This is a genomic window from Actinomycetospora sp., from assembly GCF_036497585.1.
Lineage (GTDB): Bacteria > Actinomycetota > Actinomycetes > Mycobacteriales > Pseudonocardiaceae > Actinomycetospora.
The window spans coordinates 1-25,930 of sequence record NZ_DASXJD010000095.1; the positions used below are offsets into that span (position 1 = coordinate 1).

Genomic DNA, 25,930 nt, shown 5'->3' on the forward strand with positions numbered 1-25,930 from the left:
CACCCGCCGTCGGGACCACCGCGACGCGGCCGAAGGAGGGCACGATCGCGGTGTCCTCGGCGAGCACCGCGATCCGCGTGCCGTCCGGGGAGAACGACGGCTGCGAGAACGATGTGCGCGAGACCGGCGTCAGCGCCCGCAGCTCGCCGGCGTGCTCGCCGTCGACGTCGACGAGGTGCAGCGCGTCGACCATCGTCCCCGGTTGCGGCGGAGCCCTTCCGTCACGGCCACGCGCGGGGCGAGGATCGGCCGGTGGACGCCACCGGCACGCTGGACGAGGACGAGCGCACCCGGTGCCTCGTGGAGGCCGAGGGACACGCGGCGGAGCTGTTCGCCGAGGTCGACCGGCGGGGGCTGATCGCGCCCGGGCGCCTCGAGTCGGAGGTCAGCACCGCGGTGCGCGACCTCGGCGCCGAGATGTTCGGGACCTCGCGCCACTGGCACAAGCGCGTGGTGCGCTCCGGGGAGAACACCCTGCAGCCGTACCGGGAGAACCCGCCCGATCGCCGCATCGCCGAGGACGACATCGTCTTCGTCGACCTCGGGCCGGTGTTCGCGGCGTGGGAGGCCGACGTCGGGCGGACGTTCGTCCTCGGCGACGACGAGCGCAAGCACGCCATCGCGGCCGACCTGCCCCGGGTGTGGGACGCGGGCCGGTCGTATTTCGACAGCCACCCCGACGTCACGGGCGAGGAGCTCTACGCCCATGTGTGCGGGCTCGCCCGGGACGCCGGCTGGGAGTTCGGCGGCCCGCACAGCGGCCACCTCGTCGGGGAGTTCCCGCACGAGCTGATCGACGCCGAGCGCCTGTCCAGCTACATCACGCCCGGCAACGACACCCCGATGCACCGCGCCGTCGATGCGGCGGGGCGCCGCTGCCACTGGATCCTCGAGGTCCACCTCGTGGACGGCGAGCACCGCATCGGCGCCTTCTTCGAGCAGCTGATGCGCTAGCGGTCGGTGCGCTCGCTGGGGTAGCGCCGGGTGCCCAGGTCGGTGTCGGCTCCGTTGGCGGTGCTGTCCGAGCCGCCCACACCGCCGGTGCGGAACTGCTGCGGGCCGTACTGACCGGCCTGGCTGGGCCCGAACCGCGACCGGCCGGGCACGCTCGTCTCCTTGCGCACCTGGCGCAGGGCGGTGTCGAGCTGCCGGCGGAAGCGACCACGGGTGCGCTGGTCGATGAACGACGCGGCCTGGTCGGCGTACCGGTTGACCTTCTCCGGGTTCTGCCGGGCGTACTGGCGGGCCGCGGCCACGGCGGCTCCGAGGGCGGCCACGCGACGCATCAGGGCCATCTGGGTGCACCTCATCCGGGGTCGGGTCGGCCCCGGGGGTCGGCCGGGGAGTCGGACCCCTCCTGGGTACCACGATCGGGTCCGCGCTCACCGCGCGGGGCTGGTCGATCGCGCTCGGCTCCGGACACTGATCGATCAGGCGCGACGCGACCGGACGCCATTCCCCGGAATGGCTCGGATTATGCGCCGGCAGGCGTGCGTGTAGCCGGGCAGCACACCTCCGGGTCTGGGGGGGTGACCCGGATTTCGTCGGGGGGAGACGTTGCTGCCCGGCTACGTGAACGAGCGTATTCCTCCGCGCGTCGAGCAACAAGGCGACATCTCTGTCGATATCGTGTTCCGTTGCTGTGTGTCCGGTCAGTGGCCTACTGACCTGCTGCGATCACCGGGGAAAGGTCGCCCGGACGGCCGTGCGGACCGGGGGTCGAAGATTCCGGGAGCTACGACGACTTCGTCGTACAGAATACCCGGAACGCATGGTGCTGCGTTCTTCTCCGCAATCCGATCAGCTCTCTCCCGAGGCGTGCGGGAAACCGAGGTGGTGCTGGGGGACCTCCGGCGAGGCGGTGTCCAGCGGGATCGCGGGCGAGCGCACGAGACCGAGCTGGGCGCTCTGCCGGGGCTGGACCGCCTCGAGCACCCAGTCGACGGCGGTGCGCAACCGGTTCCCCGGCATGGCGGCCAGGTGGTAGCCGCGGGTGACGATCTTGGCGGGCAGGCCGGTGAGCGGGAGGTGCAGCGGGGCGGCGGCCGCCTGGAAACCGCCGAGGTCCACGACGAACCCGAGGTCGCGGTGCCGGTACGGCCGCACCGACCCGTAGCCGAGCGATGCCGCCAGGTTCCGGCCGGCGAGGGCGCCCTGGCGCACCGCGTGCTGCGCCGTCGTCGGCGTGTGCTCGCCGGGGCGGGTCGGATCGGGCACGGCGGCCACGTCGCCGCACGCGTAGAGCTCCGGGCGGCCCGGCACCTGCAGCGTCTCGTGGACCACCACCCGGCCGTCGTCGAGCTCGATGTCGAGGCGCTCGATGAGCGGGTCGGCCCGCACGCCGACGCACCACAGCAGCGTCCGGGTCGGGATGCGCTCCCCGGAGCTGAGCACGACGCCGTGCTCGTCGGCCTCCTCCATCGTCTCGTGGGTGTGCACCTCGACGCCCCGGCGCCGCAGGACCGCGTCGGCGGTGCGCGCGAGGTGCTCGTCGAGCCCCGCGAGCACCTCGCCCCGGCTGACGAGCACCCAGCGCATGGCGTCCGGGTCGAGCCCGCGGCTGCGCGCCAGCGCCCGCGTGAACAGCTGGCCCTGGGCGGCGACCTCGGTGCCGGTGTAGCCGGCGCCGACCACGACGAAGGTGCAGCGCGCCTCCCGCTCGGCCGGGTCGTCGCACATCTCCGCGAGGTCGATCTGCCGCACGACGTGGTCGCGCAGGTAGATCGCCTCGGGCACCCCGCGGAAGCCGACCGCGTACTCGCTGACGCCCGGGATCGGCATCACCTTGTGGACGCTGCCCGCCGCCAGGACGAGCCGGTCGTAGGTGGTGCGGTGGTGCACACCCTCGGGGTCGAGCCACCCGATCTCGCGGACGTCGAGGTCGATCGCGTCGACCTCGCCCGGCGCGTGGTGCACGCAGGCCGGGAGGGCGTCGGAGAGGGCGACGGCGATGCGGCGCGGCTCGAGGATGCCGCCCGCCACCTCCGGCAGCAGCGGCAGGTAGAGGAAGTAGTTGGTGGGGCTGACCACCACGATGTCCACGGCGCCGCGCGTGCGCCGCGCCAGCGACTTCGCGGTGTGGAACCCGGCGAACCCGCTGCCGATGATCACCACGCGGGGCGGCCGGTCGCCCCGTCCGTCGCCCTGGCCGTCGGTCCGTGGTGCGTCCATGTCCGAAGAGGGTGCCGGAACGGTCGGTGCCCACGGAACCGCGGTACGTGATGTCCGCGTGTCGGTCCTGTCGCGGCGGTGTTAACGCCGTCCGCGCCGGTCCGCGCCGTGTGCACCTCGACCGCTCGGGGTAACCCGTGCGCTCGTGGACGACAGCGAGTCGGTGTTCGCGCTGCGGAACGTGACGGTCCGCCGTCCCGACCCGAACGGCGGGGAACCGCGCGCGGTGCTCGACGGCGTGGACACCGACATCCCGGGGCAGGGCACGACGGTGCTCTGGGGCACATCGGGGGCGGGCAAGACCACCCTGCTGCGACTGCTCGACCGGCTCGACGTGCCCGACGCCGGGGTCGTCCGCTACCGCGGCACGCCGCTCGACGACCTCGACCCGCTCGCGCTGCGCCGCGAGGTCGGCATGGTCTTCCAGCGCCCGACGCCGTTCGCCGGCACCGTCCGGGACAACCTGCGCGTCGCCGCGCCCGAGGCCGACGACGGCCGGTTGGGCGAGCTGCTCGAACGGGTGTCCCTCCCGGCCGACGTGCTCGGCCGGGACGCGGACACCCTCTCCGGCGGCGAGCTGCAGCGCATGTGCCTGGCGCGCACGCTCGTCGTCGAACCCCGCGTGGTGCTGCTCGACGAGCCGACCTCCGCCCTCGACGCCGAGCCCACCCGCACCTTCGAGCGCACCGTGGCCGACCTCGCCGCGGACGGCCTGACCGTGGTGTGGGTCAGCCACGACGCGGCCCAGGTCCGGCGGGTCGCCGACCGGGTGCTCGAGGTGGCCGGGGGACGCGTCCGGGCCCGCGAGGCGGACGACCTGGAGGACGAGGCGTGACCGTCAACTGGGCCGGGACGGCCTTCTCGCTCATCCTCGTCGCGGTCGCCGCGGGGCTCTCGCTCTACTGGGGCCTGGGCCTGGAGCGCAGCATCGTCTGGGCCGCGCTGCGTGCCGGCGTCCAGCTCCTGCTCGTCGGCGGGATCCTGCTCCTGCTACTGCGGCCGCAGACCTCGCTGTGGTGGTCGTGGCTGTGGGTGGTGGCGATGCTCGGGTACGCCGCGGTCACCGCGAAGCAGCGGGCGCCCGGGGTCCCGCGGATCGTCCCGCTCGCGCTCACCGCGTTCGTGCTGGCGACGGCGCTCTCCCTGGCGGTCCTCTTCGGGCTGGGGGTCTTCCCGCTGAGCGCGCGCACCCTGGTGCCGATCGCGGGCCTCATCGTCGGCAACGCCATGACCGCGACGGTGCTCGCGGGCCGCCGCATGGTGGAGGAGTTCACCGACAAGCGCGACGAGATCGAGGCCCGGCTGGCCCTGGGCCAGCCCTCGCAGGACGCGGCCCGGCCCTACGTCCGGGGCGTGCTGCGCTCGGCGCTCTCGCCGCAGATCGAGACCACCAAGGCGACCGGCCTCGTCTTCCTCCCCGGGGCGATGACCGGCCTCATCCTCGGCGGGGCGGACCCGGTCTCGGCGGTGCTCGTGCAGCTCGTGGTGATGTTCCTCGTCCTGGCGGCGGCCTCGACCACGACGACGGTCATGGCGATCGGGCTCTCCCGCCGCCTGTTCACCCCGGACCACCGCCTCGTGCGGCTGGCGCGGGCGGCGTCCTGACGGTCAGCGGTCGACGCCCCCCGACCTGCTGCGGCACGGTTCGGCCGCTGTGATCGACGACGCCGTGTGATGATCGTTGCCGTGCGTGACGACGAGGACCCGGGTACGAGCGATGACGTGACCGCTTCACTCGTGACGCTCGGAGACGAGCGCTTCGTCTCGTTGACCACGTTCCGCCGCACCGGTGAGCCCGTGGCGACCCCGGTGTGGGTCGTCCGGGACGGCGCCGCGCTCGTCGTCTACACGGTGGCCGAGAGCGGCAAGGTCGGGCGCATCCGCAGCGACGCCCACGTCGAGCTGCGGGCCTGCGACCGTCGGGGCCGCGTCGCCGAGGGCACCCCGGTGGTGCCCGCGACCGCGGTGGTCGACGAGTCCGCCGAGGGCGTGGGCCTGACCGAGCGGCTCCTGCGCACCAAGTATGGCTGGGAGTTCGGCGGGATCCGACTCCTGCAACAGGCCGAGCGCTTCGTCGGCCGCTCGAGCACCCCGCGCACGCGGGTCGTGCTGCGCGTCACGCCGATGTAGCGGCGTCGCCGAGCATCCGCCGCGCGTCGGCGTAGCGGGTAAGCAGCCGGGCCGGGGGTCCGAACGGCGTCGGGACCCGCACGATGCCCTCGACCTCGCGCACGGCGATCACGGCGGACCAGCACGGGCTCCGACACCTCGGGGTGAAGGTCGCAACATTCGGGTGCGCGAGGATGCGCGCATGCCAGTCGTCCTCGTCCACGGCAACCCCGAGACCGCCGCCGTCTGGGACCCGCTGGTCGCCGCGCTGCGCGACCACGGAGTGACCGACGTCGTCCGGCTCTCCCCGCCCGGCTTCGGCGCGTCGGTGCCGGACGGGTTCGAGGCGACGGTCGACGGCTACCGCGACTGGCTGCTCGGCGAGCTCGAGCGCCTCGAGGGCCCGATCGACCTGGTGGGCCACGACTGGGGCGGCGGGCACGTCGCGACCGCGCTGATGGCCCGACCGGAGACTGTGCGCAGCTGGGCGGACGACGTCCTCGGGGTCTTCGAGCCGGGCTACGTGTGGCACGACCTGGCGCAGGCCTGGCAGACGCCCGGCCTCGGCGAGGAGCACGTCGCCGGGATGCTCGGCGGGACGCACGAGGCGAAGGTCGAGCGCATGCTGGGCCTCGGGATCACCCCCGAGGTGGCCGACCGGATGGCGAGCGGGTGGGACGAGGCGATGCAGGCCTGCGTGCTGCGCCTCTACCGGGACGCCGCGCAGCCCGCGATCGCCCGCCGCGGCGAGGACCTCGGACGGCTCGCCGCCCGACCCGGCCTCGCGCTGCTGGCGACCGAGGACCACTACACCGGCGACGAGGCGATGCGGCGGCGGGCCGCGGAACGGGCCGGGGCGCAGGTCGCGGTGCTCGAGGGCCTCGGGCACTGGTGGATGGTCCAGGACCCCGCGCGCGGCGCCGAGGTGCTGACGGCGTTCTGGGCGGGCCTCGCCGGGTAGCCGACGGGTGTGGCTGATCTCGAGTTCTTCTTCGACCCCATCTGCCCGTTCTGCTGGGTGACGTCCCGCTGGGTGGTCGACGTGGCGGCGCAGCGCGACCTCGAGGTCGTCTGGCGCCCGCTGTCGCTGGCGATCCTCAACGAGGAGATCTCCTACGACGAGCGGAAGAAGGCCTCGCCGGAGTACCCGGACTCGCACCTGCGTGGGCTGGAGATGCTGCGCGTGGTGCACGCCGCGCGCGAGGCGCACGGACCCGGCGTCGTCGGGGACCTGTACACCGCGCTCGGCGAGCTGGTGTGGGACGCCGACCCGCCCGAAGGTGATGATTTCAAGGCCGTCATGCACGAGATGGCCCGCCTGCGGGACCTTCGTCCGGCGCTGCGGCAGGCGGGGCTGCCCGAGGACCTGGCGGACGCGTCGTCGGACACCTCCCGCGACGACGACTTGCGCTCCGAGACCCAGGAGGCCGCGGAGCGCTGCGGCGGCGGGGTGGGGACGCCGATCCTGTCGTTCTCGCCTCCCGACGGTCCCGCGCTCTTCGGGCCGGTCATCGACGCCCCGCCGTCGGGCGAGGACTCGCTGCGCCTGTGGGACGCGGTGGAGACGATCGCGCGCTGGGGCGGGTTCGCCGAGCTGAAGCGCAACGTCCGGTCGTTCCCCGAGACGCCGATGTCGGCCAAGCTGGCGAAGACGGACACGTACGTGCGCTGAGGCACGAGACCGGAGGCCGCTCATGCCCAAGGAGATCCTCGTCAGCTACGGGGTCGACATCGACGCGGTCGGGGGGTGGCTCGGCTCGTACGGCGGGGAGAACTCCCCGGGCGACATCTCGCGGGGCCTCTTCGCCGGCGAGGTCGGGGTGCCGCGCGTGCTCGAGCTCTTCCGGCGCGCCGGCATCCGCCAGACGTTCTTCTGGCCGGGCCACTCGGTCGAGACCTTCCCCGAGCAGTTCGACGCGTGCGTCGCGGCGGGCCACGAGATCGGGGTGCACGGGTACAGCCACGAGAATCCGATCGCGATGTCGAGACAGCAGGAGTCCGACGTCCTGGACCACTGCATCTCGCTGATCGAGGACCGTTCCGGCGCGCGGCCCACCGGCTACGTCGCGCCGTGGTGGGAGTTCTCGGAGATCACCAACGAGCTGGTCCTCGACCGCGGGCTGACCTACGACCACTCGCTGATGCACGACGACTTCACGCCCTACTACGTCCGCGTCGGCGACTCGTGGACCAAGATCGACCTGGACGCCGACGCCGCGGAGTGGATGAAGCCGCTGCGCCGGGGCGAGGAGACCGACCTCGTCGAGCTGCCCGCGAACTGGTACCTCGACGACCTCCCCCCGATGATGTTCGTCAAGGGCAGCCCGAACTCCCACGGCTTCGTCAACCCGCGCGACATTGAGCAGCTCTGGCGCGACCAGTTCGACTGGGCCTACCGCGAACTGGACTACGCGGTCTTCACCATGACGATCCACCCGGACGTCTCCGGGCGCCCGCAGGTGCTGCTCATGCACGAGCGGCTCATCGAGTACATCAACTCCCACGAGGGCGTGCGCTGGCTGACGTTCGACGAGATCGCGCAGGACTTCCTGCGGCGCTCGCCGCGAGGCGCAGGGAGGCCCTGATGGACTTCAGCGAGGACGACTCCGTCGACGCGGTGACCGCGAGCTTCGCGGACACCCCCGACCCGCGGCTGCGCGAGGTGATGGACAGCCTCGTGCGCCACCTGCACGGCTTCCTGCGCGAGGTGCGGCCCAGCCTCGCGGAGTGGGAGCGGGGGATCGAGTTCCTCACCGCGATCGGGCAGAAGTGCGACGAGCACCGCCAGGAGTTCATCCTCTTCTCCGACGTGCTCGGCGCCTCGATGCTCGTGGAGACGATGGAGGCGGCGCGGCAGTCAGGTGGGGCGAGCGGAGCGACGGGGGAAGAATCCGACGCCACCGCATCCACGGTGCTCGGGCCGTTCCACGTGGTGCGCAGCCCGGAGCGCGCGCTCGGCGACTCGATCGACTCGGTCGGCACCGGCGAGCCGTGCCTGATCGAGGGCTCGGTGAGCACCCCGGACGGCACCCCGGTACCGGGGGCGCGGATCGACGTGTGGCAGGCCGACGACCACGGCTTCTACGACGTCCAGGTCCCCGACGCCCAGCCGCTCGGCAACGGGCGGGGCCTGTTCACCGCCGACGACGAGGGCCGGTTCTGGTTCCGCTCGATCGTCCCGGCGCACTACCCGATCCCCACCGACGGGCCGGTGGGTGCCCTGCTGACCGCCACGAAGCGCCACCCCTACCGCCCGGCGCACGTGCACTTCATCGTCGAGGCCCCGGGCCACGTGCCGGTGACCACGCACGTCTTCGTCGCGGGCAGCGCCTACCTGGACTCCGACGCGGTGTTCGCCGTGAAGCAGTCCCTGGTGCGCGACTTCGCGCCGGTCGACGACCCCGACGCCGCCGCGCGCCACGGCCTGCCCACCCCGTTCCGGCGGGCGCGGTTCGACGTCGTGCTGCAGCCTGCGTCCTCGTGAGGTTCACCGAGCTGCCGCGTCCGACGCGGGTGGCCTTCGGGCCCGGGCGGTTCGCCGAGCTCGGCGAGGAGGTGGCGCGCCTCGGCGCGCGCCGCGTCGTCGTCGTGACCACCCCGGGCCGCGAGGCGCTGGGGGAACAGGCCGCGGGGTTCCTGGGGGACCGGTCGGCCGGGGTGCTCGCGGACGCGGTGGAGCACGTGCCGGCCGAGGTCGCGGACGCCGCCGTGGCCCGGGCGGAGGAGCTGGGCGCGGACGGGTGCGTGGCGGTCGGCGGCGGGTCCGCGATCGGGCTCGGGAAGGCGATCGCCCGCGACACCGGGGTGCCGCTGGCCGCGGTGCCCACCACCTACTCCGGTTCGGAGATGACGCCGGTGTGGGGCCGGACCGAGGACGGGGTGAAGGCGACGGGTCGCGACGAGCGGGTGCGTCCCGCCGCCGTCGTCTACGACCCGGAGCTGACGACGTCGCTGCCGGTCGCGGTATCGGTGACGAGCGCGGGCAACGCGCTCGCGCACGCCGTCGAGGCGCTGTGGGCCCCCGACGCGACGCCGGTGACGCGGCTCGAGGCGACCGAGTCGGCCCGTGCGATCGTCGACGCGCTGCCCCGCGTGGCCGCCGCCCCGGCCGACCCTGCGGCGCGTGCGGACCTGCTCTACGGCGCGTGGCTCGCCGGTGCCGGGCTCGCGGTGACGACGATGGGGCTGCACCACCGGCTGGCGCACGTGCTCGGCGGCGGGCTGGACCTGCCCCACGCCGGCACGCACACGGTGCTGCTGCCGCACGTCCTCGCGTGGACGCTCCCGGCGGTCCCGAAGGCGGGCGCCGCGCTGGAACGGGCGCTGGGTGGGGATCCGGTGGCGGTGCTGCGCAGGCTGTTCGCCGAGCTCGGGGCGCCGACGACGCTGGCGGAGCTGGGAGCGGACTCGGCGCAGTTCGATGTCCTCGCGGAACGGGCCGTGTCGCCGCCGCCCGCCCATCCGCGGGTGCCGACGGCGCCCGAGGTCCGGGCCCTGCTCGACGAGGCGCTGGGGTGCGCTCCGCGCAGGTGAGCAGTAATCCGCCCTATGGCACGGATCACTGCTCACGAGCGCGCTGCGTACCGACCGCCCGCGCCGCGGCCCGGATCCCCTCGTAGCCGGTGCAGCGGCACAGGTTCGAGGCGAGCAGGGCGTCGAGGCGGTCGTCGTCCTCGACCACCGTGGGGTCCTCGTCGAGCGCCCCGCGCAGCAGCACGAGGAACCCCGGCGTGCAGAACCCGCACTGCAGCGCATGGTGCTCGGAGAACGCGGTCTGCAACGGGTCCGGGGTGCCGTCGGCGGCCTCGAGTCCCTCGACGGTCCGGATCGCCCGGCCCCGCACCTGCACCGCCAGCACGAGGCAGGACCGCACCGGCTCGCCGTCGACGAGCACGGTGCAGGTCCCGCACACGCCGTGCTCGCAGCCGAGGTGGGTGCCGGTGAGCCCGAGGTCCTCGCGCAGCACGACGGCCAGGGCGCGCCGCGGCTCCACGGTCACCCGGTGCTCGGTGCCGTTGACGTGCAGGTCGACGTCGAGGGCGGTCATGCGGCGGCCTCCTCGGTGCGGGCCAGGACCCGGCGCACCAGGACCCCGGCCACGTGGCGGGTGTAGGCGATCGGGGCGTGCGGGTGCTCCCGCGGGTCGGCGTCGACCGTCGCGGCGGCCGCCCCCGGGTCCTCGCCCCGGGCCAGCGCCGCCTCGGCCGCGTGCGCCCGGATCCCCGTCGGGGCCGCCCCGGCCAGCCCGAGCCGCGCGGATCCATCGGGCAGCACGGCCGCGGTCGCCGCCACGTGGGCGTAGCCCGCGTGGGTGCGCCGGGACTCGACGACGCCGACCCGGGTCCCGCCGGGCAGACGCGGCAGCACCACGGCGGTGGCGAGCTCGTCGGGGGCGGCGGCGGTCTCGTGCGGCCCGTACAGGAAGTCCCCGACGGCGACGGTGCGCCGGCCCCGCGTCGATGCCAGCTCCACCGACCCGCCCAGCCCGGCCGCGAGCGCGCACCACTCCGAGGCCGGGTGTGCGAAGCACAGGCTCCCGACCAGCGTGCCGCGGCTGCGCACCGGCGGGTGGGCGATCCAGCCGGCGGTCGCGACGAGCAGCGCCCCGAGCGGGCCGGCCACGGCGCCGCGCTCGAGGTCGACGTGCCGCACCCGGGCCCCGATCCGCACCGACCCGACGTCGTCGTGGACGCCTGCCAGCTCGTCGAGGTCCGCCACGTCGACCAGCAGCGACGCTTCGGTTCGGCGCCACCCCAGGTCCTGCAGCAGGCTCTGCCCACCCGCGATCACCCGGGCGCCCGGCGTCGCGAGCGCGTCGAGGGCCTCGGCGAGCGTCGTCGGGACGACGTACTCGAACGGCGCCGGCTTCACCCGACACCCCCGAGCGCGGCCCACACGACGGCGGGCGTGAGCGGCATCCGCAGCCTCGTCGGGTCGGCCCCGGGCAGCGAGCGGATCGCGTCGGCCACCGCGTTCACGACGGCGGGCGGCACCCCGATGCACCCCGCCTCGCCGGCCCCCTTGGCGCCGAGCGGGTTGTCGGGGGCGGGGACGGCCGTCTCGTCGACGCGCAGGTCCCGCGGCATCTCCGCGGCGGTGGGCAGCAGGTAGTCGAGCAGGCCGTCGCGCAGCAGAGCGGCGCCCTCGTCGTCGAGCACCACCGACTCGGTGAGCACCTGGCCGAGCCCCTGCGCGATCGAACCGAGCGTCTGGCCGTGGACGGCGGTCTGGTCGAGGACGGTGCCGTAGTCGTCGACGGCCACGAGGCGGAGCAGGTGCACGCTGCCGAGCTCCGGGTCTACCTCGACGACCGCGCCGTAGCTGCCGTAGGGGAACGCCGGCGGGGAGGTGAATCGGTGCTCGGCGCGCAGCGGCTCCGTCTCGGTGGCGAGCTCCCCGGCCGGCATCGCCGAGGTCCCGGAGCGCAGCGTGCCCTTGTCCCAGACGACGTCGTCGACCGCGACCGCCCAGACCTCGGCGGCCCGTTCCCGCGCGGTCCCGATCAGCGCGTCGGCCGCCTCCGCGAGCGCGGCCCCGCCCATCTGGGCCGACCGGCTCGCGAACGTCCCGTGACCCTCGGGGACCTCGCCGGTATCGCCCTCCACGAGCACGACGTCCTCGGCGGCGACCCCGAGCCGGTCGGCGACGAGCGCGGCGAACACCGTCCCGTGCGGCTGCCCGGTGGACGATGTCCCGACCCGGGCCGTGAAACCGCCGTCGTCGGCGGTCACCGACCCGTACTCCTCGAGGATCCCCGGCTCGCCGCCGCTGCGCTCCACGTAGCAGGCGATCCCGACGCCGAGGGGCCACCCGCCCTCGTCGCGGCGCCGTGCCTGCTCGGCCCGCCACCGCCCCGGCTCGAGCAACTCGACGCAGCGGTCCAGGCAGGCCGCGTAGTCGCCGCTGTCGTAGCGGCGGCCGGTCGGGGTGTCGTACGGGAAGTCTCGGATCAGGTTCCGGCGGCGCAGCTCGACGGGGTCGGCGCCGAGCGTGGCCGCGAGCTCGTCGACCGCGCGCTCCACCGCGTAGGCCGCCTCCGGGCGCCCGGCGCCGCGGTAGGCGAAGGTCGGCGTCGTCGTCGTGGACCACGAGCGGACCGCCGCGTGGACCTCCGGCACGGCGTAGGCCTCGGACGCCGCGAGCCCGGTCTGGCCGGGCAGCGCCGCACCGAGCGGGTGGGCCCCGACGTCGGCGTCGACCTGCAGGTCGATCGCGAGGAACCGGCCGTCGGCGTCGGCGGCGATCCGGACGCGCTGGTCCTGCCCGCGGCCGCGCGAGGCGGCGGTGAGGGCCTCGGTGCGGTCCTCGATCCAGCGCACCGGGCGGCCCAGCCGTCGAGCGGCCGCGACGACGGCAAGGTACTCGGGGTAGGTCGGGCTCTTCGAGCCGAAGGCGCCGCCCGCGTCGGGGACGACCACGCGGACGATCCCGACGTCGAGGCCGAACGCGCCGGCGATCCCGGTCGCGAGCCCGTGGGGGAACTGGTGGGAGCAGTGGACGATGAGTCGCTCGCCATCGGGCTCGACCAGGATCGCCCGCGCCTCCAGCGACGTCGGCGCGAGGAGCTGCTGGCGCAGCTTGACGTCCACCACGGTGTGCGCGCGTCGCCAGGTCTCCTCGGCCACCGGCGGGCCGAAGTCCTTCGCGAGGGCGAGGTCGTCGTGACCGGGGTACAGCGGCTCGTCGCCGCGGTCGCGGGCCTGGCGGGCGGCGCTCGGGGTGGCGCGGCCCGGGCGCGGCTCGAGGTCGAGCGCGACGGTCGCGACGGCGTCCTCGGCGCGGTAGCGGTCGTCGGCGACGACGAGCGCGACCGGCTCGCCCTCGTGGCGCACCCGGTCCCGCGCCAACGGCGGCCACGGGGGAGCGTCCTCGGCGCCGAACATCGTGGGGACGTCCCCGACGCCGGCGAGGTCGTCGGCCCGGAGTACCAGCGCGACGCCGGGCATGCGGGCCGCCGTCGTCGGGTCGACGCCGCGCAGGTCGGCGTGCGGCACCGGGCTGCGCACGAACGCCGCCTCGAGGCAGCCGGCAACGCGCAGGTCGGCGACGTAGCGTCCCCGCCCGGTGGTGAGCCTGTCGTCGCCGCGCACCCCGCAAGGGTGCCTCCGGCACGTGAGCAGTAATCCGGCGTACAGCACCGATTACTGCTCACCTGCGCGCAGCGCACCTACCGTGGGCGGCATGACCACCCGACGACGGGTGTCGCCGCACCCGGGCCCGATCGAGCGGCCGGCCGACCTGCCCGACCTCGTCGGCCGCCTCGCCCGGCGGGACCCGGACGCGGTGCTGGTGCGCGAACGCACCGCCGACGGCGCGCTCGTCGCCACCACACGCGGCGAGCTCTGGCATCGCGTGCGGGGGCTGGCCGCGGAGCTGGCCGAGCACGGCGTCGCCGCGGGCGACGCGGTGGCGGTGTGGCTGCCGAACTGGGCCGACGCGCTGGTCTGGCAGTGCGCCGTCGCGGCGCGCGGCGCCCTCGTCGTCGGGATCAACACCCGCTACGGCACCGAGGAGGCGACCCACGTCCTCGCCCGCTCGTGTCCGGTGCTCGTCGCGCTCGCCCACGACTTCCACGGCCTCGACCTCACCGGGCGGCTCCGAGCCGCGGTCGAGGGCTCGAGCGTCGTCCCGCAGGTCGCGCCGGTGGCGGGTCCGGGCCGACCGGCTCCCGACGACGTCGGCGCGCTCGACGTCGGGGCGGGTGTCTGGGTCCCGGCGGGGACCGACGGGCCGGAGCCCGCGGCCTCCGACCCGGACCGGCTCGTCGTCGCCTTCACGACCTCCGGCTCGACGGGGCTGCCCAAGCTGGCCGCCCACCGCGGCGTCGGGGTGCTCGCGCACGCCGTCGCCGACGCCGCGGTCCTCGGGCTGACCGAGGCCGACGTCGTGCTCTGCGCGCTGCCCTTCTCCGGGGTGTACGGCTTCAACGCCGCGGCCGCCGGTCTCGCGGCGGGGGCCACGCTAGTCCTCGAGCCGGTGTTCGAGCCCGATGACGTCCTCGACGACATGGCCACCTGCGGAGTGACTCATGTGGGCGCCGGCGACGACCTCGTGCTGCGCCTGGCCGAGGCGTACCGCGCCCGGCCGCGCGACCTGTCGTCGTGGCGCTGGTGGGGGGTTGCGGACTTCCAGGGCCGCTCGCGGGAACTGGCCGCGTGGGTGACCGAGGAGGTCGGCACGCAGGTGACCGGGGTCTACGGCTCCTCGGAGGTCTTCGCCCTCACCGCCGCGTGGCCGCCCGACGAGCCCGCCCCGCCCCGGTGGGCCGGCGGCGGTCGCGTGGTGGACCCCGCCATCGAGGTGCGGGTGACCGACCCGGGGACGGGGGACGTGCTCGGGTACGGGGCCGAGGGGGAGCTGGAGTTCCGCGGCCCGAACGTGGTGGACGGCTACCTGGGCGCGGAGGTGCCCGAGGTGTTCCGCGCCGGTGGCTGGTTCCGCTCGGGCGACCTCGGGGTGCTCGTCGACGACGGCGCCTTCGTCTACGTGTGCCGGATGGGCGACGCGTTGCGGCTGCGGGGCTTCCTGGTCGACCCCGCCGAGATCGAGGTCCGGCTCGCGGCGCACCCGGCGGTGCACACGGCGAAGGTGGTCGGGGTGGCCGGCGACGACGGGGCGACGGTCGCGGTCGGGTTCGTGGTGCTGGGGCCCGGCGTCGGTGACCCGGGCGACCTGCGGGCGTGGTGCTCCGAGGTGCTGGCGCCGTTCAAGGTGCCGGCCGCGGTGCACGTGCTCGACGAGATGCCGACGACGTCGGGCACCAACGGCACGAAGATCCGCACGCAGGTACTCGCTGCGCTCGCACGTGAGCACTTTGCGGGGTCATAGCCCCGGAAAGTGCTCACGGGCGCGCAGCGCACCTACAGGTTCTGCACGTGCTGGAACCCGAAGCGGCCCTTGATGCACAGGTGCCCGTGGGTCACCGAGTGGTCCTGCGGTGAGGTCACGTTGACGATCGTGTTGTGCTGCACGTGCAGCTCCAGGGTGCAGCCGACGCCGCAGAACGAGCAGATCGTCGACGTCACCGTCTCGTCCTCGGGGTCCCAGATCCCGGCCTCGCGTCGCTCGTGCTCGGCCACCGACTTCAGCGCCCCGGTCGGGCACACCCCGATGCAGTTCCCGCAGTACACGCACGCCGACTCCGGCAGCGGCACCGCGAACTCCGTCGAGATCGTCGCGTCGAACCCGCGGCCGGCGACGGCGATCGCGAAGGTGTTCTGCGCGTCGGTGCCGCACGCCTCGACGCACTTGTAGCAGAGGATGCAGCGGGCGTAGTCGCGCACGTAGAGGTCGTTGTCGACGGTGACCGGCTGCTCGACCGTCGCCCGCGTCTCCCCGTCGGGCTCGGCGTGGTGACCGGCGTGCCGGTTGCCGCGCTCTCCGGCCGCGGCGGGCGGCCCGACCGGGCCGTAGCGCTCCGGGTCGGCGCCGTACTCGACCGACCAGCGGGCCACGTCGTCGCCGGCCTGGGACATGTCGTTGGCCGACTCCAGCAGCTCGAGCACCATCTTCCGGCTGTGCGCGACCCGCTCGGTGTCGGTGCGCACCGCCATCCCGTCCTCGACGCGGCGCGCGCACGACGGTACGAGCGGCCGGGAACCCTCGACCTCCACCACGCACACCCGACACGCGTTGACCGGGGTGAGGTTCGGTGCCTGGCACAGCCGCGGGGTGTCACACCCCGCGTCGTCGAGGACGTCCATGATCGTCGCGCCCTCGGGGACGCGGTGCTCGACGTCGTCGACGGTCACCGAGACCAGCCGCCGGATGGTTCCGAGGTCCACGATGGTCACGACGATTCCCCTCCGATTCCCCCGTCGCTCCGCTGGGCTCCGACGAGTCCGAGCTTCAGCGCCGAGCGCACCGCCGACGCCGCCGTCTGCCCCAGCCCGCAGATCGACGCGTCGGTCATGACGCGGTCGACATCGGTGAGCAGCTGCAGTTCCGTCGTGCGGCCGCCGATCTCGCGGCCCCGCACGATCCGCGCGAGCGCCTCCTCCTGCCGGACGGTCCCGACCCGGCACGGCACGCACTGCCCGCAGGACTCGTCGCGGAAGAACCCGGCGATCCGGCGCAGGATCCGCGCCATGTCGACGGTGTCGTCGAGGCACAGTACGACGCCCGACCCGAGCGTCGCCCCGATCTCGCGGGTGTCCTCCAGGGTGAGCCGCACGTCGAGCTGGTCGGGGGTGACGAACGATCCCGCTGCGCCGCCCAGCAGGATCGTCCGCAGCCGGTCGGGCACGCCGCCGGCGAGGTCGAGCAGCTCGCGCAGCGTGGTGCCCATCCCGACCTCGTAGACCCCGGGCCGCGCCACCACCCCGGACAGGCAGAACAGCCTCGTCCCGGTCGAGCGCCCCGACCCGGCCGACGCGAACGCCGGGCCGCCCTCGGTGACGATGCGCAGCACGTTGACCAGCGTCTCGACGTTGTTGATGACCGTGGGCTGCGCGAACAGACCGGACACCGTCGGGAACGGCGGCTTCGCCCGGGGCTCGCCGCGGCGGCCCTCGAGCGAGTTCATCAGTGCGGTCTCCTCGCCGCAGATGTAGGCGCCCGCGCCGCGGCGGACCTCGATGTCGAACACGCGCCCCGAGCCCATGACGTCGTCGCCGAGGAGCCGGTGGTGCCGCGCGGCGTCGACGGCGTGGCGGATCGCCCGCTCGGCGGCGGGGTACTCGCCGCGGATGTAGAGGTAGCCGGTGTGCGCGCCGACGGCGATCCCGGCGACTGTCATGGCCTCAACCAGCGCGAACGGGTCGGCCTCCATGAGCACGCGGTCCTTGAAGGTGCCGGGCTCGGACTCGTCGGCGTTGCAGACGAGGTACTTGTCCGGTTCGGGGGATCCGGCGACGGCGGCCCACTTCGTCCCCGTCGGGAAGGCGGCGCCACCGCGCCCGGTGAGCGAGGCGACGGTGATCTCGTCGACGACGCGGGCCGGCCCGACGTGCAGCGCGCGCCGCAGCCCGGCGTAGCCGCCGGCGGCGCGGTAGGAGTCGAGGTCGGCCGGGTCGACCACGCCGACGCGCGAGAGCAGGTGCAGCTCCTGCGGACGGGTCCCGTTGGTGCGGGGCGGCGTCCCCCGCGTCTGGGGCGCGGCCACCACCGGGTCGGGGCCCGGGACGTCGGCCCCGCCGAGCCCCTCGAGCACCGCGGTGACGTCGGCGGGCGCGATCTGGGCGTGCGCCGGCTCCTCCGTGGCGGCGTCGGGGTCCGCGCGCTGCAGGAACACCGCCGGGGCCCGCTCGCACATCCCGAGGCACGGGCTGCGGGTCCAGGTCACGTCCTCGCGCTCGCCCGGCGGCCCGAGGCGCTCCTCGATCGCGGCGCACAGGTCCTCCCCACCGAAGGCCGCGCAGGCGACGTCGTCGCACACGTGCGCGATGCGCGGTGCCCGGGGCGTGACCGAGAACAGCGCGTAGAAGGTGGCCACCCCGTACGCCTCGGCCGGGGGGACCTCGAGGCGTTCGCAGACGTGGCCGAGGGCGCCGCGGCTGATCCAGCCGACGGCGTCCATCACCGCGTGGAAGGCGGGGAGCAGGAGGTCCCGGCGTTCGCCCGTCGAGCCGAGGTCCCGGGGGACCACGGCGTCGATCGCGGCCCGTTCCGCGTCGGTGGGCGCGTCGGGCAGCAGCCTCAGATCCACGGATCTCCTTCGGTGCTCACGATCCGGCCACCGGCACCCGCGTGTCGGCGGACCCCGGCCGCCACCCGGCGGCCACGCCCTCCTGGCGCCCGGGGAGCTTCTCGATCCGGACCGCCGTCGCCTTGAACTCCGAGGTGCCCGACTGCGGGTCCCAGGCCTCGTTGGTGATCAGGTTGACGTCGACCTGCTCGGAGAAGTGCGGCGTGATGAACGCCAGCCCGGGCCGGGCGGCCCCGTCGAACCGGATCGGGGCCTCGACGGCGCCGCGCCGCGACACCACCCGCACCCGCTCGCCGTCGGCGACCCCCAGCGCGCGGGCGTCCGCCGGGTCCACGCACAGCGCCTCGTCGCGACGCAGCGGCGAGGTGTACCCACCGGTCTGTACCCCGGAGTTGAAGGAATCGAGCGTGCGCACCGTCGTCAGCCGCAGCGGGAACTCCGCCGAGAGCACGTCGAGCGGGCCGGCGTGCGCCACCCCGGCGAACGGGGCGGGCTTGCCGCGGGCGGCCGGGTCCTGCGCCCAGAGCCGGGTGTGCATCGTCGGGGTGCCGGGGTGGTCAGCCCCATCCGGACCGGCAGCGGGACACGGCCACTGCAGCCCGCCGTGCTCGGTGAGGCGGGCGTAGGACATCCCGGCGTGCCAGTCGAGCGAGACCGAGCGCAGCTCGTCCCACACCTGCTCGGCGGTCGGCTCGCCCCAGTCGTGCCCGAGCCGCGTCGCGAGGGCGCAGAGGATGTGGGTGTCCGGCCGGGCGAGCCCGGGGGGCTCGATCGCCTTGCGGACCCGCTGCACCCGGCGTTCCGAGGAGGTGACGGTCCCCTCGTACTCGCACCAGTCCGCGCAGCTGGGGAACACCACATCGGCCAGCTCGGCGGTGGCGGTGCGGAAGATGTCCTGGACGACGAGGTGGTCCAGCCCGGTGAGCAGCTTGCGGGCGTGCGCGACGTCGGCCTCGGACTCCGCCGGGTTCTCGCCGACGACGTACACCGCGCGGATCTCGCCCCGCTCCATCGACTCGAACATCTGCGAGAGGTGCAGGCCCTTGCGCGGCGGGATCGGGGCGCCCCAGGCCCGTTCGAACCGGCTGCGCTCGGCCTCGTCCTCGACGTCGTAGCCGCCGGGCAGCTTGTTGGGGATGGCGCCCATGTCGCCGCCGCCCTGCACGTTGTTCTGCCCGCGCAGCGGCACCAGGCCCGAGCCCCACCGCCCGACGTGCCCGGTGAGCAGCGCGAGGTCGATGAGGGCGCGGACGTTGTCGACGGCGTTGTGGTGCTCGGTGATGCCGAGGGTCCAGCACAGCTGGGCCCGGTCGGCGGTGGCGTAGGCGAGCGCGGTCTCGCGGATCAGGCCCGCGTCGACCCCGGTGACCTCCTGCGCCCGCTCGAGGGTCCACGGCTCGACGGCGGCGGTGTACTCGTCGAACCCGGTGGTGGCGCGCTCGATGAACGCCCGGTTCTCCAGGCCCTCGTCGAGGATCACCCGCCCCATGGCGTGGGCGAGCGCGATGTCGGTGCCGACGTCGAGGGCCAGGTGGCCGCGCGCCCACCGCGCGGTGGAGGTGCGCCGCGGGTCGACGACGTAGAGCCCGGCCCCGTGGCGCAGCCCCGCCAGGACGTGGTGGAAGTAGATCGGGTGTGTGTCGCGCGCGTTGGAACCCCAGAGGAGCACGAGGTCGGTGTCCTCGACCTCGGAATAGGCGCTGGTGCCACCACCGGCGCCGAACACTGCCGTCAGACCGACGACGCTGGGAGCGTGTCAAGTGCGGTTGCAGGAGTCCACGTTGTTGGACCCCATCACCACCCGGGCGAACTTCTGGGCGACGTAGTTCATCTCGTTCGTCGCCTTCGAGCAGGAGAACATCCCGTAGGTGTCGCCCGGGATCCCGCGGAAGCCCGCGGCGGCGCGGTCGAGGGCCTCGTCCCAGCTCGCGGGGCGGAGCTCGCCGTGCTCGCGGACGAGGGGCTCGGTGAGGCGGACGTGGCGCGGAGCGCGCATGGCGGATTCGACCTCCGGGCGTGACTGATCGTGCTCTACCGGCCACGCTAAACGCCGTGGAGATCAAGTGCGACCCGGGTCACAGTCTCCGTCGCGCCGGGTTCACTCCTGCGGAACGGTGATCCCCGCGAGCAGCCCGGCGAGACCGGCGGTGTCCGGGTCGAGGTTCACCGCGATCACGCGCTCGGCCACGACGATCAGCGGTTCGGCGGCCGTGTTGGCGAGGTGGGCGAGCAGCGCGGCGCCGGCGTCCGCGGTCAGCTCCATCGCCTCGGTGAGGACCTCCACGGCCCGCGCGACGTAGCGGTCGTGCTCGACCGCCCACCACGACGGCCAGCCGGGCGGGGGCGGCCCGTCGCGGGGTGAGGACACCGGCGGGAACGGCGAGGGGACCGAGTGGGTGGCGGCCGCCGCCGACCCCGCGGGCGAGGGGGTCGGCGACCACGTCGCGAGGTGCACGACGTAGCCGCGCAGGAGCAGCCCGGACGGCCAGTGCTCGTCGGGTTCCGCCGGGTGCCCGACGGCGACCACCTGGTGAACCGTGCCGTCGACCGACACGATCCGGTGTCGGCACGTGTAGGCCAAATGGTGGGCCACGGCATCGGCCATCACGTGCTCGACGCGCCCCCGATCGTCGGGGTGCTTGTGGGCGACGACGAGCGCGCGGCTCGGCCGGACGGCGCCCGCGGGGTAGCCGAGCAGGTGGAACATGGTGTCGTTCCACGCCCACCGGTCGGAGCTGGGGTGCCAGGAGTAGGCGCCGATCCTGTCCATCCCACCCCCCGACGGTTCCGGGTCCGGACCTCCCGGAGGGTAGCCAGTTACTCACTGAACGGAGGACCCCATCCCCCACCGGGTGACGCCGCGGCTCAGGGGCCCGCGGTGCACCTCGCGCGCAGCGTCTCCAGATCCGTGGCGACGACGGCGGCGTCCGCGGCCACGTCGTCGTCGGTCATGCCCGGGCGGCGGCGCACCGTGAACACCACCTCCGCCCCGTCGTCGTGGGGCAGGACGCGCATCGGGTTGAGCACCTCGGCGCCGTCGGGCATGCGGACCGTGTGGTCGACCACGCCGAGGTCGTTGGGCGCGACGAAGCGCACCACCACCTCGCCGAAGGGCGACGACGCGTGCCAGGACCCGTCGCCGGCCGGCGTGACCGTCGCCGTCGCGAGCCCCGAGGCCCAGTGCACGAGGTTCTGCGGGTCGGCGGCGTACGCGTGGACCTCGCGCCACGGCCGCGCGATCACCCGGGAGACGTGCCGGGTTCCGGCATCGGTGTCCGTGCTGGTCATGGTGGGCGATCCTGCCACCGGCGCCGGCCCCTGCGGACCGCGCGGATCCCGGCGACGATCGTCGGCGTGACGGTCCCGAGCACGACCCCCGGACGCGCGACGGTGGTCGGGGCCGGGATCGTCGGGCTCGCGGCCGCCTCCCGGCTGCTGGACCGGGGATGGCGGGTGACCGTCGTCGCCGACCGGCCCGCCACGGAGACCACCTCGCACCTCGCCGCGGCCGTCTGGTTCCCGACGCGCGCCGATCCCCGCGACCGCGTGCTGGCCTGGGGCACGGCCACCTACGCCGAGCTCGCCGACCAGGCCCGCCGCGGCGTCCCCGGCGTCGTCATGCGGGAGAGCCTCACGCTGCACCGCGAGGACCCCGGTCGGCCGTGGTGGGCCCCCGCGGTCGGTGATGTCCGGCCGGCCCGGCCCGACGAGCTGCCGCCCGGCTACCGCCACGGGCTGCGCTTCGCCGTGCCGCTGGTCGAGATGCCGGTGCACCTGCCGTGGCTGGCCGCGCACGTCGCGGACCGTGGCGCGCGGTTCGTCTCCCGCCGGCTGGCGAGCCTCGACGAGGCCGCCGACCCCGCCCACCCGGCCGACGTCGTGATCGCCGCCCCCGGGCTCGCCGCGCGCGAGCTCGTCCCCGACCCGAGCGTGGTCCCGGTGCGCGGTCAGATCGTGCGGGTCACCAACCCGGGGCTCTCGCTCTCGGTGCGCGACGAGGCCCACCCCGGCGGCCGGGCCTACGTCCACCCCCGCACCGACGACGTGGTCCTCGGCGGCACCCTCGAGGAGGGCGTCCGGGACGCCACCCCCGACCCGGCGCAGGCCGCGGCGATCGTCGCGCGCTGCACCGACCTCGTCCCGGCGCTCGCCGGCGCGGAGGTGCTGGAGACGGTGGCCGGGCTGCGGCCCGCGCGGCCCACGGTGCGCCTGGAGCGCGGCGTGCTCGCCGACGGGACGCCCGTGATCCACGACTACGGGCACGGCGGCTCCGGGATCACGCTCGCCTGGGGCTGCGCGGACGAGGTGGCGGAGCACGCGGCGCGCACCCTGGGACCCGGGGTCCCAGGATGAGGGGTCCCTCGCCGCGGCCGCCTTCGCGGCGCACGGTGGGGGACGTACCAGATCACGCATCCCGGAAGGCGACCATGCCCTCTCTCCCCACGCACGACCTGCCCGGCGGCACGGCCCGCCTGGGCGACCTCGAGGTCACCCGCGTCGGCTACGGCGCGATGCAGCTCGCCGGGCCCGGGGTGTTCGGTCCTCCGAGGGACCGCGATGAGGCGGTCCGGGTGCTGCGGACCGTCGTCGAGCTTGGCATCAACCACATCGACACGTCGGACTTCTACGGGCCGCACGTCACCAACGAGGTCATCCGCGAGGCCCTCGCCCCGTACCCCGAGAACCTCGTGCTCGTCACCAAGGTCGGGGCCCGCCGCGACGACGAGGGCAACTGGTTGCCCGCCCTCGAGCCCGACGAGCTGCGCGGCGCGGTGCACGACAACCTGCGCCGCCTCGGCGTCGAGCGCCTCGACGCGGTGAACCTGCGGCTCGAGGCCGACCACGCCGACCACCTCGCCCCGATGGCGCAGCCGGTGGCCGAGCGGTTCGGCCTCCTCGCCGACCTGCAGCAGCAGGGCCTCGTCCACCACCTCGGCATCAGCACCGCCTCAGCCGAGCAGATCGCCGAGGCACAGACGGTGGCTCCGGTGGCCTGCGTGCAGAACCCCTACAACCTCGCCCACCGCGAGGACGATGCGCTGGTCGACTCGCTCGCCGCGCAGGGGATCGCGTACGTCCCGTACTTCCCGCTCGGCGGGTTCTCGCCGCTGCAGTCGCAGACCCTCGACGACGTCGCCAAGCGGGTGGACGCGAGCCGGACGTCGGTCGCGCTGGCGTGGCTGCTGCAGCGGTCGCCGAACATCCTGCTGATCCCCGGCACCTCGTCGGTCGAGCACCTGCGCGAGAACGTCGCCGGCGCCGGCCTGGAGCTGCCCGACGACGCGGTGGCCGAGCTGGACTCGATCGGTCGCTGAGGCACGAGGGGCCGGGCCGGGATTGCGGGGGGCCGACTGCGGTGGCAGCGTTCGCCTCCCCCGCGGTTGACCTCGCAGCCGGGCCCTTCCCCTCGCCCCGGCGACGTCCGTCGTGGAGGTCCTCCCGTGGAGATGCCCCGGCCGCTCGCGGCCACCCTGCGTCGCTGGCCGCTCGCCCGCCAGGTGGCCGGCCCGGACCCGCTCGGGCGGGGCGAGGCGGTGCGCTCCAATGCCCCCGACCCGTGGCGCGCACGCACCGAGGACGCCGACACCGTGACCCGCTCGGTGTGCCCGTTCTGCGCCGTGGGCTGTGGGCAGCGGGTCTACTCGCGCGACGGCCGCGTCACCCACATCGAGGGCGACCCGGACTCGCCGATCAGCCGCGGCCGGCTCTGCCCCCGCGGCTCGTCGAGCCTGTCGCTGGTGACCTCGCCGAGCCGGGTGACGAAGGTCCGCTACCGGCGGCCCGGCGGCACCGACTGGGAGGACCTCGACCTCGACACCGCGATGGACATGATCGCCGACCGCGTCGTCGACACCCGCGCCCGCACCTGGCAGGACACCGACGAGGAGGGCCGGGTGCTCAACCGCACGCTCGGCATCGCCCACCTCGGTGGGGCCACCCTCGACAACGAGGAGAACTACCTCCTCAAGAAGCTCTACACCGCGCTCGGCGCCGTCCAGGTGGAGAACCAGGCGCGCATTTGACACTCCTCGACCGTCCCCGGTCTGGGGACGAGCTTCGGGCGCGGCGGCGCCACCAACAGCCAGCAGGACATCGCGCAGGCCGACTGCGTGGTCATCGAGGGCTCGAACATGGCGGAGGCCCACCCGGTGGGCTTCCAGTGGGTCATGGAGGCCAAGGCCCGCGGCGCGACGATCATCCACGTCGACCCTCGCTTCACCCGGACCAGCGCGGTCGCCGACACGCACGTGCCGATTCGGCCGGGCACCGACATCGCCTTCCTCGGCGGCCTGATCAACCACGTCCTCTCGGAAGGCAGGGACTTCCGCGAGTACGTCGTCGCCTACACGAATGCCCCGATGATCGTCCGCGAGGACTTCGCCGACGCCGGCGACGAGGACGGCCTGTTCTCCGGCTGGGACCCCGAGACCCGCAGCTACGACACCTCGACCTGGCAGTACGAGGGCGCGGAGGTCGCGGCGGCGTCGGGCAACCGTGACCAGTGGGACGTCGTGGCGGGACCCGCCGCCGAGGGAGGCGGCGGGGGAGGGTCCGATGCCGGCACCCACAAGGTGAGCCACCTGCTCGGCCGGTCGGAGAGCGCCGGCACCGGCGGGGCCTCGTTCCGCGGCTCGCCCGAGCGGGACGAGACGCTTGAGCACCCCCGCTGCGTGTACCAGGTGCTCAAGCGTCACTTCGCCCGTTACACCCCGGAGATGGTCTCGCGGGTGTGCGGGATGAGCCCGGGGCAGTTCACGCAGGTCGCCGAGGCGATCTGCGCGAACTCGGGTCGCGAGCGCACCACGATGTGGGTCTACTCGGTGGGCTGGACCCAGCACACCGTGGGCGTGCAGTACATCCGCGCCGCATCGATCCTGCAGGCCCTGCTCGGCAACATCGGCCGCCCCGGCGGCGGGATCATGGCGATGCGCGGGCACGCCACGATCCAGGGCTCCACCGACATCCCCACGCTCTACGACCTGCTGCCCGGCTACATCCCCATGCCCAACGCGCACGAGGAGATGCACCTCCGGGACTTCCTGGCGGCCGATGCGGCGCAGAAGGGCTTCTGGGGCAACATGCCCGCGTACGTCATCAGCCTGCTCAAGGCCTGGTACGGCGACGCGGCGACGGCCCGGAACGACTACTGCTTCGACCGCCTGCCCCGCATCTCCGGCGACCACTCGACGTTCACCACCGTCCTGAAGATGATCGACGGCGAGTGCGAGGGCTACTTCGTGCTGGGGGAGAACCCGGCCGTCGGGACGACGAACTCCAAGCAGCAGCGGCACGGGCTCGCCGCGCTCACGTGGCTCGTCGTGCGCGACCTCCAGGAGATCGAGACCGCCACCTTCTGGAAGGACGGCCCCGAGATCGAGACCGGGGAGATGCGGACCGAGGACATCGACACCGAGGTCTTCCTGCTCCCCGCGGCCACGCACATCGAGAAGGCCGGCTCGTTCACCAACACCCAGCGCCTGCTGCAGTGGCGCCACCAGGCGGTCGAGCCGCCGGGGGACGCGCGCAGCGACCTGTGGTTCGTCCACGAGCTGGGCCGGCGGGTCCGGGCCCGCCTCGCGGACTCCGGGCTCGACCGCGACGCGGCGATCCGGGAACTCACCTGGGACTACCCGACCGAGGGGCCCCACGGCGACCCGGACGCCCACGCCGTCCTCGCCGAGATCTCCGGCTACCGCGTCGACGACGGCAGCCAGGTCGACGGGTACACCGACCTGCGCGACGACGGGTCCACCGCCTGCGGCTGCTGGATCTACTCCGGGGTGTACGCCGACGGCGTCAACCAGGCGGCGCGGCGCGAGCCCGCCGGTGGGGAGAGCCCGGCGGCGCTGGAGTGGGGCTGGGCGTGGCCGATGAACCGGCGCGTGCTCTACAACCGGGCCTCGGCCGACCCCGAGGGCCGGCCGTGGAGCGAGCGCAAGGCCTACGTCTGGTGGGACGAGGACGCGCAGCACTGGACGGGGCACGACGTGCCCGACTTCGAGG

Annotated in this window: 25 protein-coding genes; 13 read left to right on the plus strand and 12 right to left on the minus strand. The window is 74.4% G+C overall.

Annotated features, from left to right (window positions below; genetic code table 11):
- On the minus strand, positions 1-193 hold a 193-nt coding region (locus VGH76_RS08980), incomplete at its 3' end, for a hypothetical protein (protein ID WP_331556307.1).
- 59 nt (positions 194-252) lie between these two features.
- Between VGH76_RS08980 and VGH76_RS08985 the strand changes: the two genes are divergently transcribed.
- Complete coding sequence (locus tag VGH76_RS08985; RefSeq protein ID WP_331556308.1) at positions 253-954, plus strand: M24 family metallopeptidase; 702 nt, start codon at positions 253-255, stop codon at positions 952-954.
- On the opposite strand, the gene VGH76_RS08990 is transcribed toward VGH76_RS08985, so the two are convergent.
- Entirely contained in the window at positions 951-1,295 is a 345-nt protein-coding gene (locus tag VGH76_RS08990; protein ID WP_331556309.1) for an antitoxin, read from the minus strand. The genes VGH76_RS08985 and VGH76_RS08990 overlap by 4 nt on opposite strands.
- 505 nt (positions 1,296-1,800) lie before the next feature.
- Positions 1,801-3,171, minus strand: a complete 1,371-nt coding sequence (locus VGH76_RS08995) for an NAD(P)/FAD-dependent oxidoreductase (RefSeq protein WP_331556310.1) — start codon at positions 3,169-3,171, stop codon at positions 1,801-1,803.
- A gap of 145 nt (positions 3,172-3,316) precedes the next feature.
- On the opposite strand from VGH76_RS08995, the gene VGH76_RS09000 reads away from it, so the two are divergent.
- From VGH76_RS09000 to VGH76_RS09010, 3 genes are all read left to right on the plus strand, one after another.
- Positions 3,317-4,006, plus strand: coding sequence for an ATP-binding cassette domain-containing protein (locus VGH76_RS09000; protein ID WP_331556311.1), 690 nt, complete (start codon positions 3,317-3,319; stop codon positions 4,004-4,006).
- The gene (locus VGH76_RS09005; RefSeq protein WP_331556313.1) at positions 4,003-4,776 is read left to right on the plus strand and encodes an ABC transporter permease; all 774 of its coding nucleotides are present in this window, start codon (positions 4,003-4,005) and stop codon (positions 4,774-4,776) included. Before VGH76_RS09000 ends, VGH76_RS09005 begins: the two co-directional genes overlap by 4 nt.
- Positions 4,777-4,893: 117 nt before the next feature.
- Complete coding sequence (locus VGH76_RS09010; protein WP_331556314.1) at positions 4,894-5,301, plus strand: PPOX class F420-dependent oxidoreductase; 408 nt, start codon at positions 4,894-4,896, stop codon at positions 5,299-5,301.
- Here the strand turns inward: VGH76_RS09010 and VGH76_RS09015 are convergent.
- Positions 5,288-5,413: a hypothetical protein gene (locus VGH76_RS09015; RefSeq protein ID WP_331556315.1), complete on the minus strand. Its 126-nt coding sequence runs from the start codon at positions 5,411-5,413 to the stop codon at positions 5,288-5,290. The genes VGH76_RS09010 and VGH76_RS09015 overlap by 14 nt on opposite strands.
- 69 nt (positions 5,414-5,482) lie before the next feature.
- On the opposite strand from VGH76_RS09015, the gene VGH76_RS09020 reads away from it, so the two are divergent.
- Genes VGH76_RS09020 through VGH76_RS09040 form a run of 5 tightly spaced genes read left to right on the plus strand, consistent with a single transcriptional unit; the run spans position 5,483 to position 9,813 of the window.
- A complete protein-coding gene (locus tag VGH76_RS09020) occupies positions 5,483-6,241 on the plus strand; it encodes an alpha/beta hydrolase (protein WP_331556316.1) in 759 nt (252 codons plus the stop codon).
- A 9-nt stretch (positions 6,242-6,250) separates the two neighbouring features.
- Positions 6,251-6,952: a DsbA family protein gene (locus VGH76_RS09025; RefSeq protein WP_331556317.1), complete on the plus strand. Its 702-nt coding sequence runs from the start codon at positions 6,251-6,253 to the stop codon at positions 6,950-6,952.
- 22 nt (positions 6,953-6,974) lie between these two features.
- A complete protein-coding gene (locus tag VGH76_RS09030; protein WP_331556318.1) occupies positions 6,975-7,865 on the plus strand; it encodes a polysaccharide deacetylase in 891 nt (296 codons plus the stop codon).
- The gene (locus VGH76_RS09035) at positions 7,865-8,764 is read left to right on the plus strand and encodes a dioxygenase (RefSeq protein ID WP_331556319.1); all 900 of its coding nucleotides are present in this window, start codon (positions 7,865-7,867) and stop codon (positions 8,762-8,764) included. Before VGH76_RS09030 ends, VGH76_RS09035 begins: the two co-directional genes overlap by 1 nt.
- Entirely contained in the window at positions 8,761-9,813 is a 1,053-nt protein-coding gene (locus tag VGH76_RS09040) for a maleylacetate reductase (protein ID WP_331556320.1), read from the plus strand. The genes VGH76_RS09035 and VGH76_RS09040 overlap by 4 nt, the downstream gene beginning before the upstream one ends.
- 25 nt (positions 9,814-9,838) lie before the next feature.
- Here VGH76_RS09040 and VGH76_RS09045 read toward each other — a convergent pair whose 3' ends face one another.
- Genes VGH76_RS09045 through VGH76_RS09055 form a run of 3 tightly spaced genes read right to left on the minus strand, consistent with a single transcriptional unit; the run spans position 9,839 to position 13,370 of the window.
- On the minus strand, positions 9,839-10,327 hold the full coding sequence (locus VGH76_RS09045) for a (2Fe-2S)-binding protein (protein WP_331556321.1): 489 nt from the start codon (positions 10,325-10,327) through the stop codon (positions 9,839-9,841).
- On the minus strand, positions 10,324-11,151 hold the full coding sequence (locus VGH76_RS09050) for an FAD binding domain-containing protein (RefSeq protein WP_331556322.1): 828 nt from the start codon (positions 11,149-11,151) through the stop codon (positions 10,324-10,326). The genes VGH76_RS09045 and VGH76_RS09050 overlap by 4 nt, the downstream gene beginning before the upstream one ends.
- On the minus strand, positions 11,148-13,370 hold the full coding sequence (locus tag VGH76_RS09055) for a xanthine dehydrogenase family protein molybdopterin-binding subunit (protein ID WP_331556323.1): 2,223 nt from the start codon (positions 13,368-13,370) through the stop codon (positions 11,148-11,150). Before VGH76_RS09055 ends, VGH76_RS09050 begins: the two co-directional genes overlap by 4 nt.
- Positions 13,371-13,461: 91 nt before the next feature.
- Between VGH76_RS09055 and VGH76_RS09060 the strand changes: the two genes are divergently transcribed.
- Positions 13,462-15,108: an AMP-binding protein gene (locus VGH76_RS09060; RefSeq protein ID WP_331556324.1), complete on the plus strand. Its 1,647-nt coding sequence runs from the start codon at positions 13,462-13,464 to the stop codon at positions 15,106-15,108.
- A 32-nt stretch (positions 15,109-15,140) separates the two neighbouring features.
- On the opposite strand, the gene VGH76_RS09065 is transcribed toward VGH76_RS09060, so the two are convergent.
- The 5 genes from VGH76_RS09065 to VGH76_RS09085 form a co-directional block, all read right to left on the minus strand.
- A complete protein-coding gene (locus VGH76_RS09065; protein WP_331556325.1) occupies positions 15,141-16,073 on the minus strand; it encodes a 2Fe-2S iron-sulfur cluster-binding protein in 933 nt (310 codons plus the stop codon).
- Positions 16,070-17,926: an NAD(P)H-dependent oxidoreductase subunit E gene (locus VGH76_RS09070; RefSeq protein WP_331556326.1), complete on the minus strand. Its 1,857-nt coding sequence runs from the start codon at positions 17,924-17,926 to the stop codon at positions 16,070-16,072. Before VGH76_RS09070 ends, VGH76_RS09065 begins: the two co-directional genes overlap by 4 nt.
- A 16-nt stretch (positions 17,927-17,942) precedes the next feature.
- The gene (locus VGH76_RS09075) at positions 17,943-19,922 is read right to left on the minus strand and encodes a molybdopterin oxidoreductase family protein (RefSeq protein WP_331556327.1); all 1,980 of its coding nucleotides are present in this window, start codon (positions 19,920-19,922) and stop codon (positions 17,943-17,945) included.
- 102 nt (positions 19,923-20,024) lie between these two features.
- Positions 20,025-20,696 (minus strand): PAS domain-containing protein, encoded by a 672-nt coding sequence (locus VGH76_RS09080; RefSeq protein ID WP_331556328.1) that lies wholly within the window; start codon positions 20,694-20,696, stop codon positions 20,025-20,027.
- 95 nt (positions 20,697-20,791) lie between these two features.
- Positions 20,792-21,214, minus strand: coding sequence for an SRPBCC family protein (locus VGH76_RS09085; protein ID WP_331556330.1), 423 nt, complete (start codon positions 21,212-21,214; stop codon positions 20,792-20,794).
- A 66-nt stretch (positions 21,215-21,280) separates the two neighbouring features.
- Here VGH76_RS09085 and VGH76_RS09090 point away from each other — a divergent pair, with 66 nt between their 5' ends.
- The 3 genes from VGH76_RS09090 to fdh form a co-directional block, all read left to right on the plus strand.
- The gene (locus VGH76_RS09090; protein WP_331556332.1) at positions 21,281-22,279 is read left to right on the plus strand and encodes an FAD-dependent oxidoreductase; all 999 of its coding nucleotides are present in this window, start codon (positions 21,281-21,283) and stop codon (positions 22,277-22,279) included.
- 74 nt (positions 22,280-22,353) lie between these two features.
- Positions 22,354-23,241, plus strand: a complete 888-nt coding sequence (locus VGH76_RS09095; protein WP_331556333.1) for an oxidoreductase — start codon at positions 22,354-22,356, stop codon at positions 23,239-23,241.
- A gap of 132 nt (positions 23,242-23,373) precedes the next feature.
- On the plus strand, positions 23,374-25,930 hold a 2,557-nt coding region (gene fdh / locus VGH76_RS09100), incomplete at its 3' end, for a formate dehydrogenase (protein WP_331556334.1).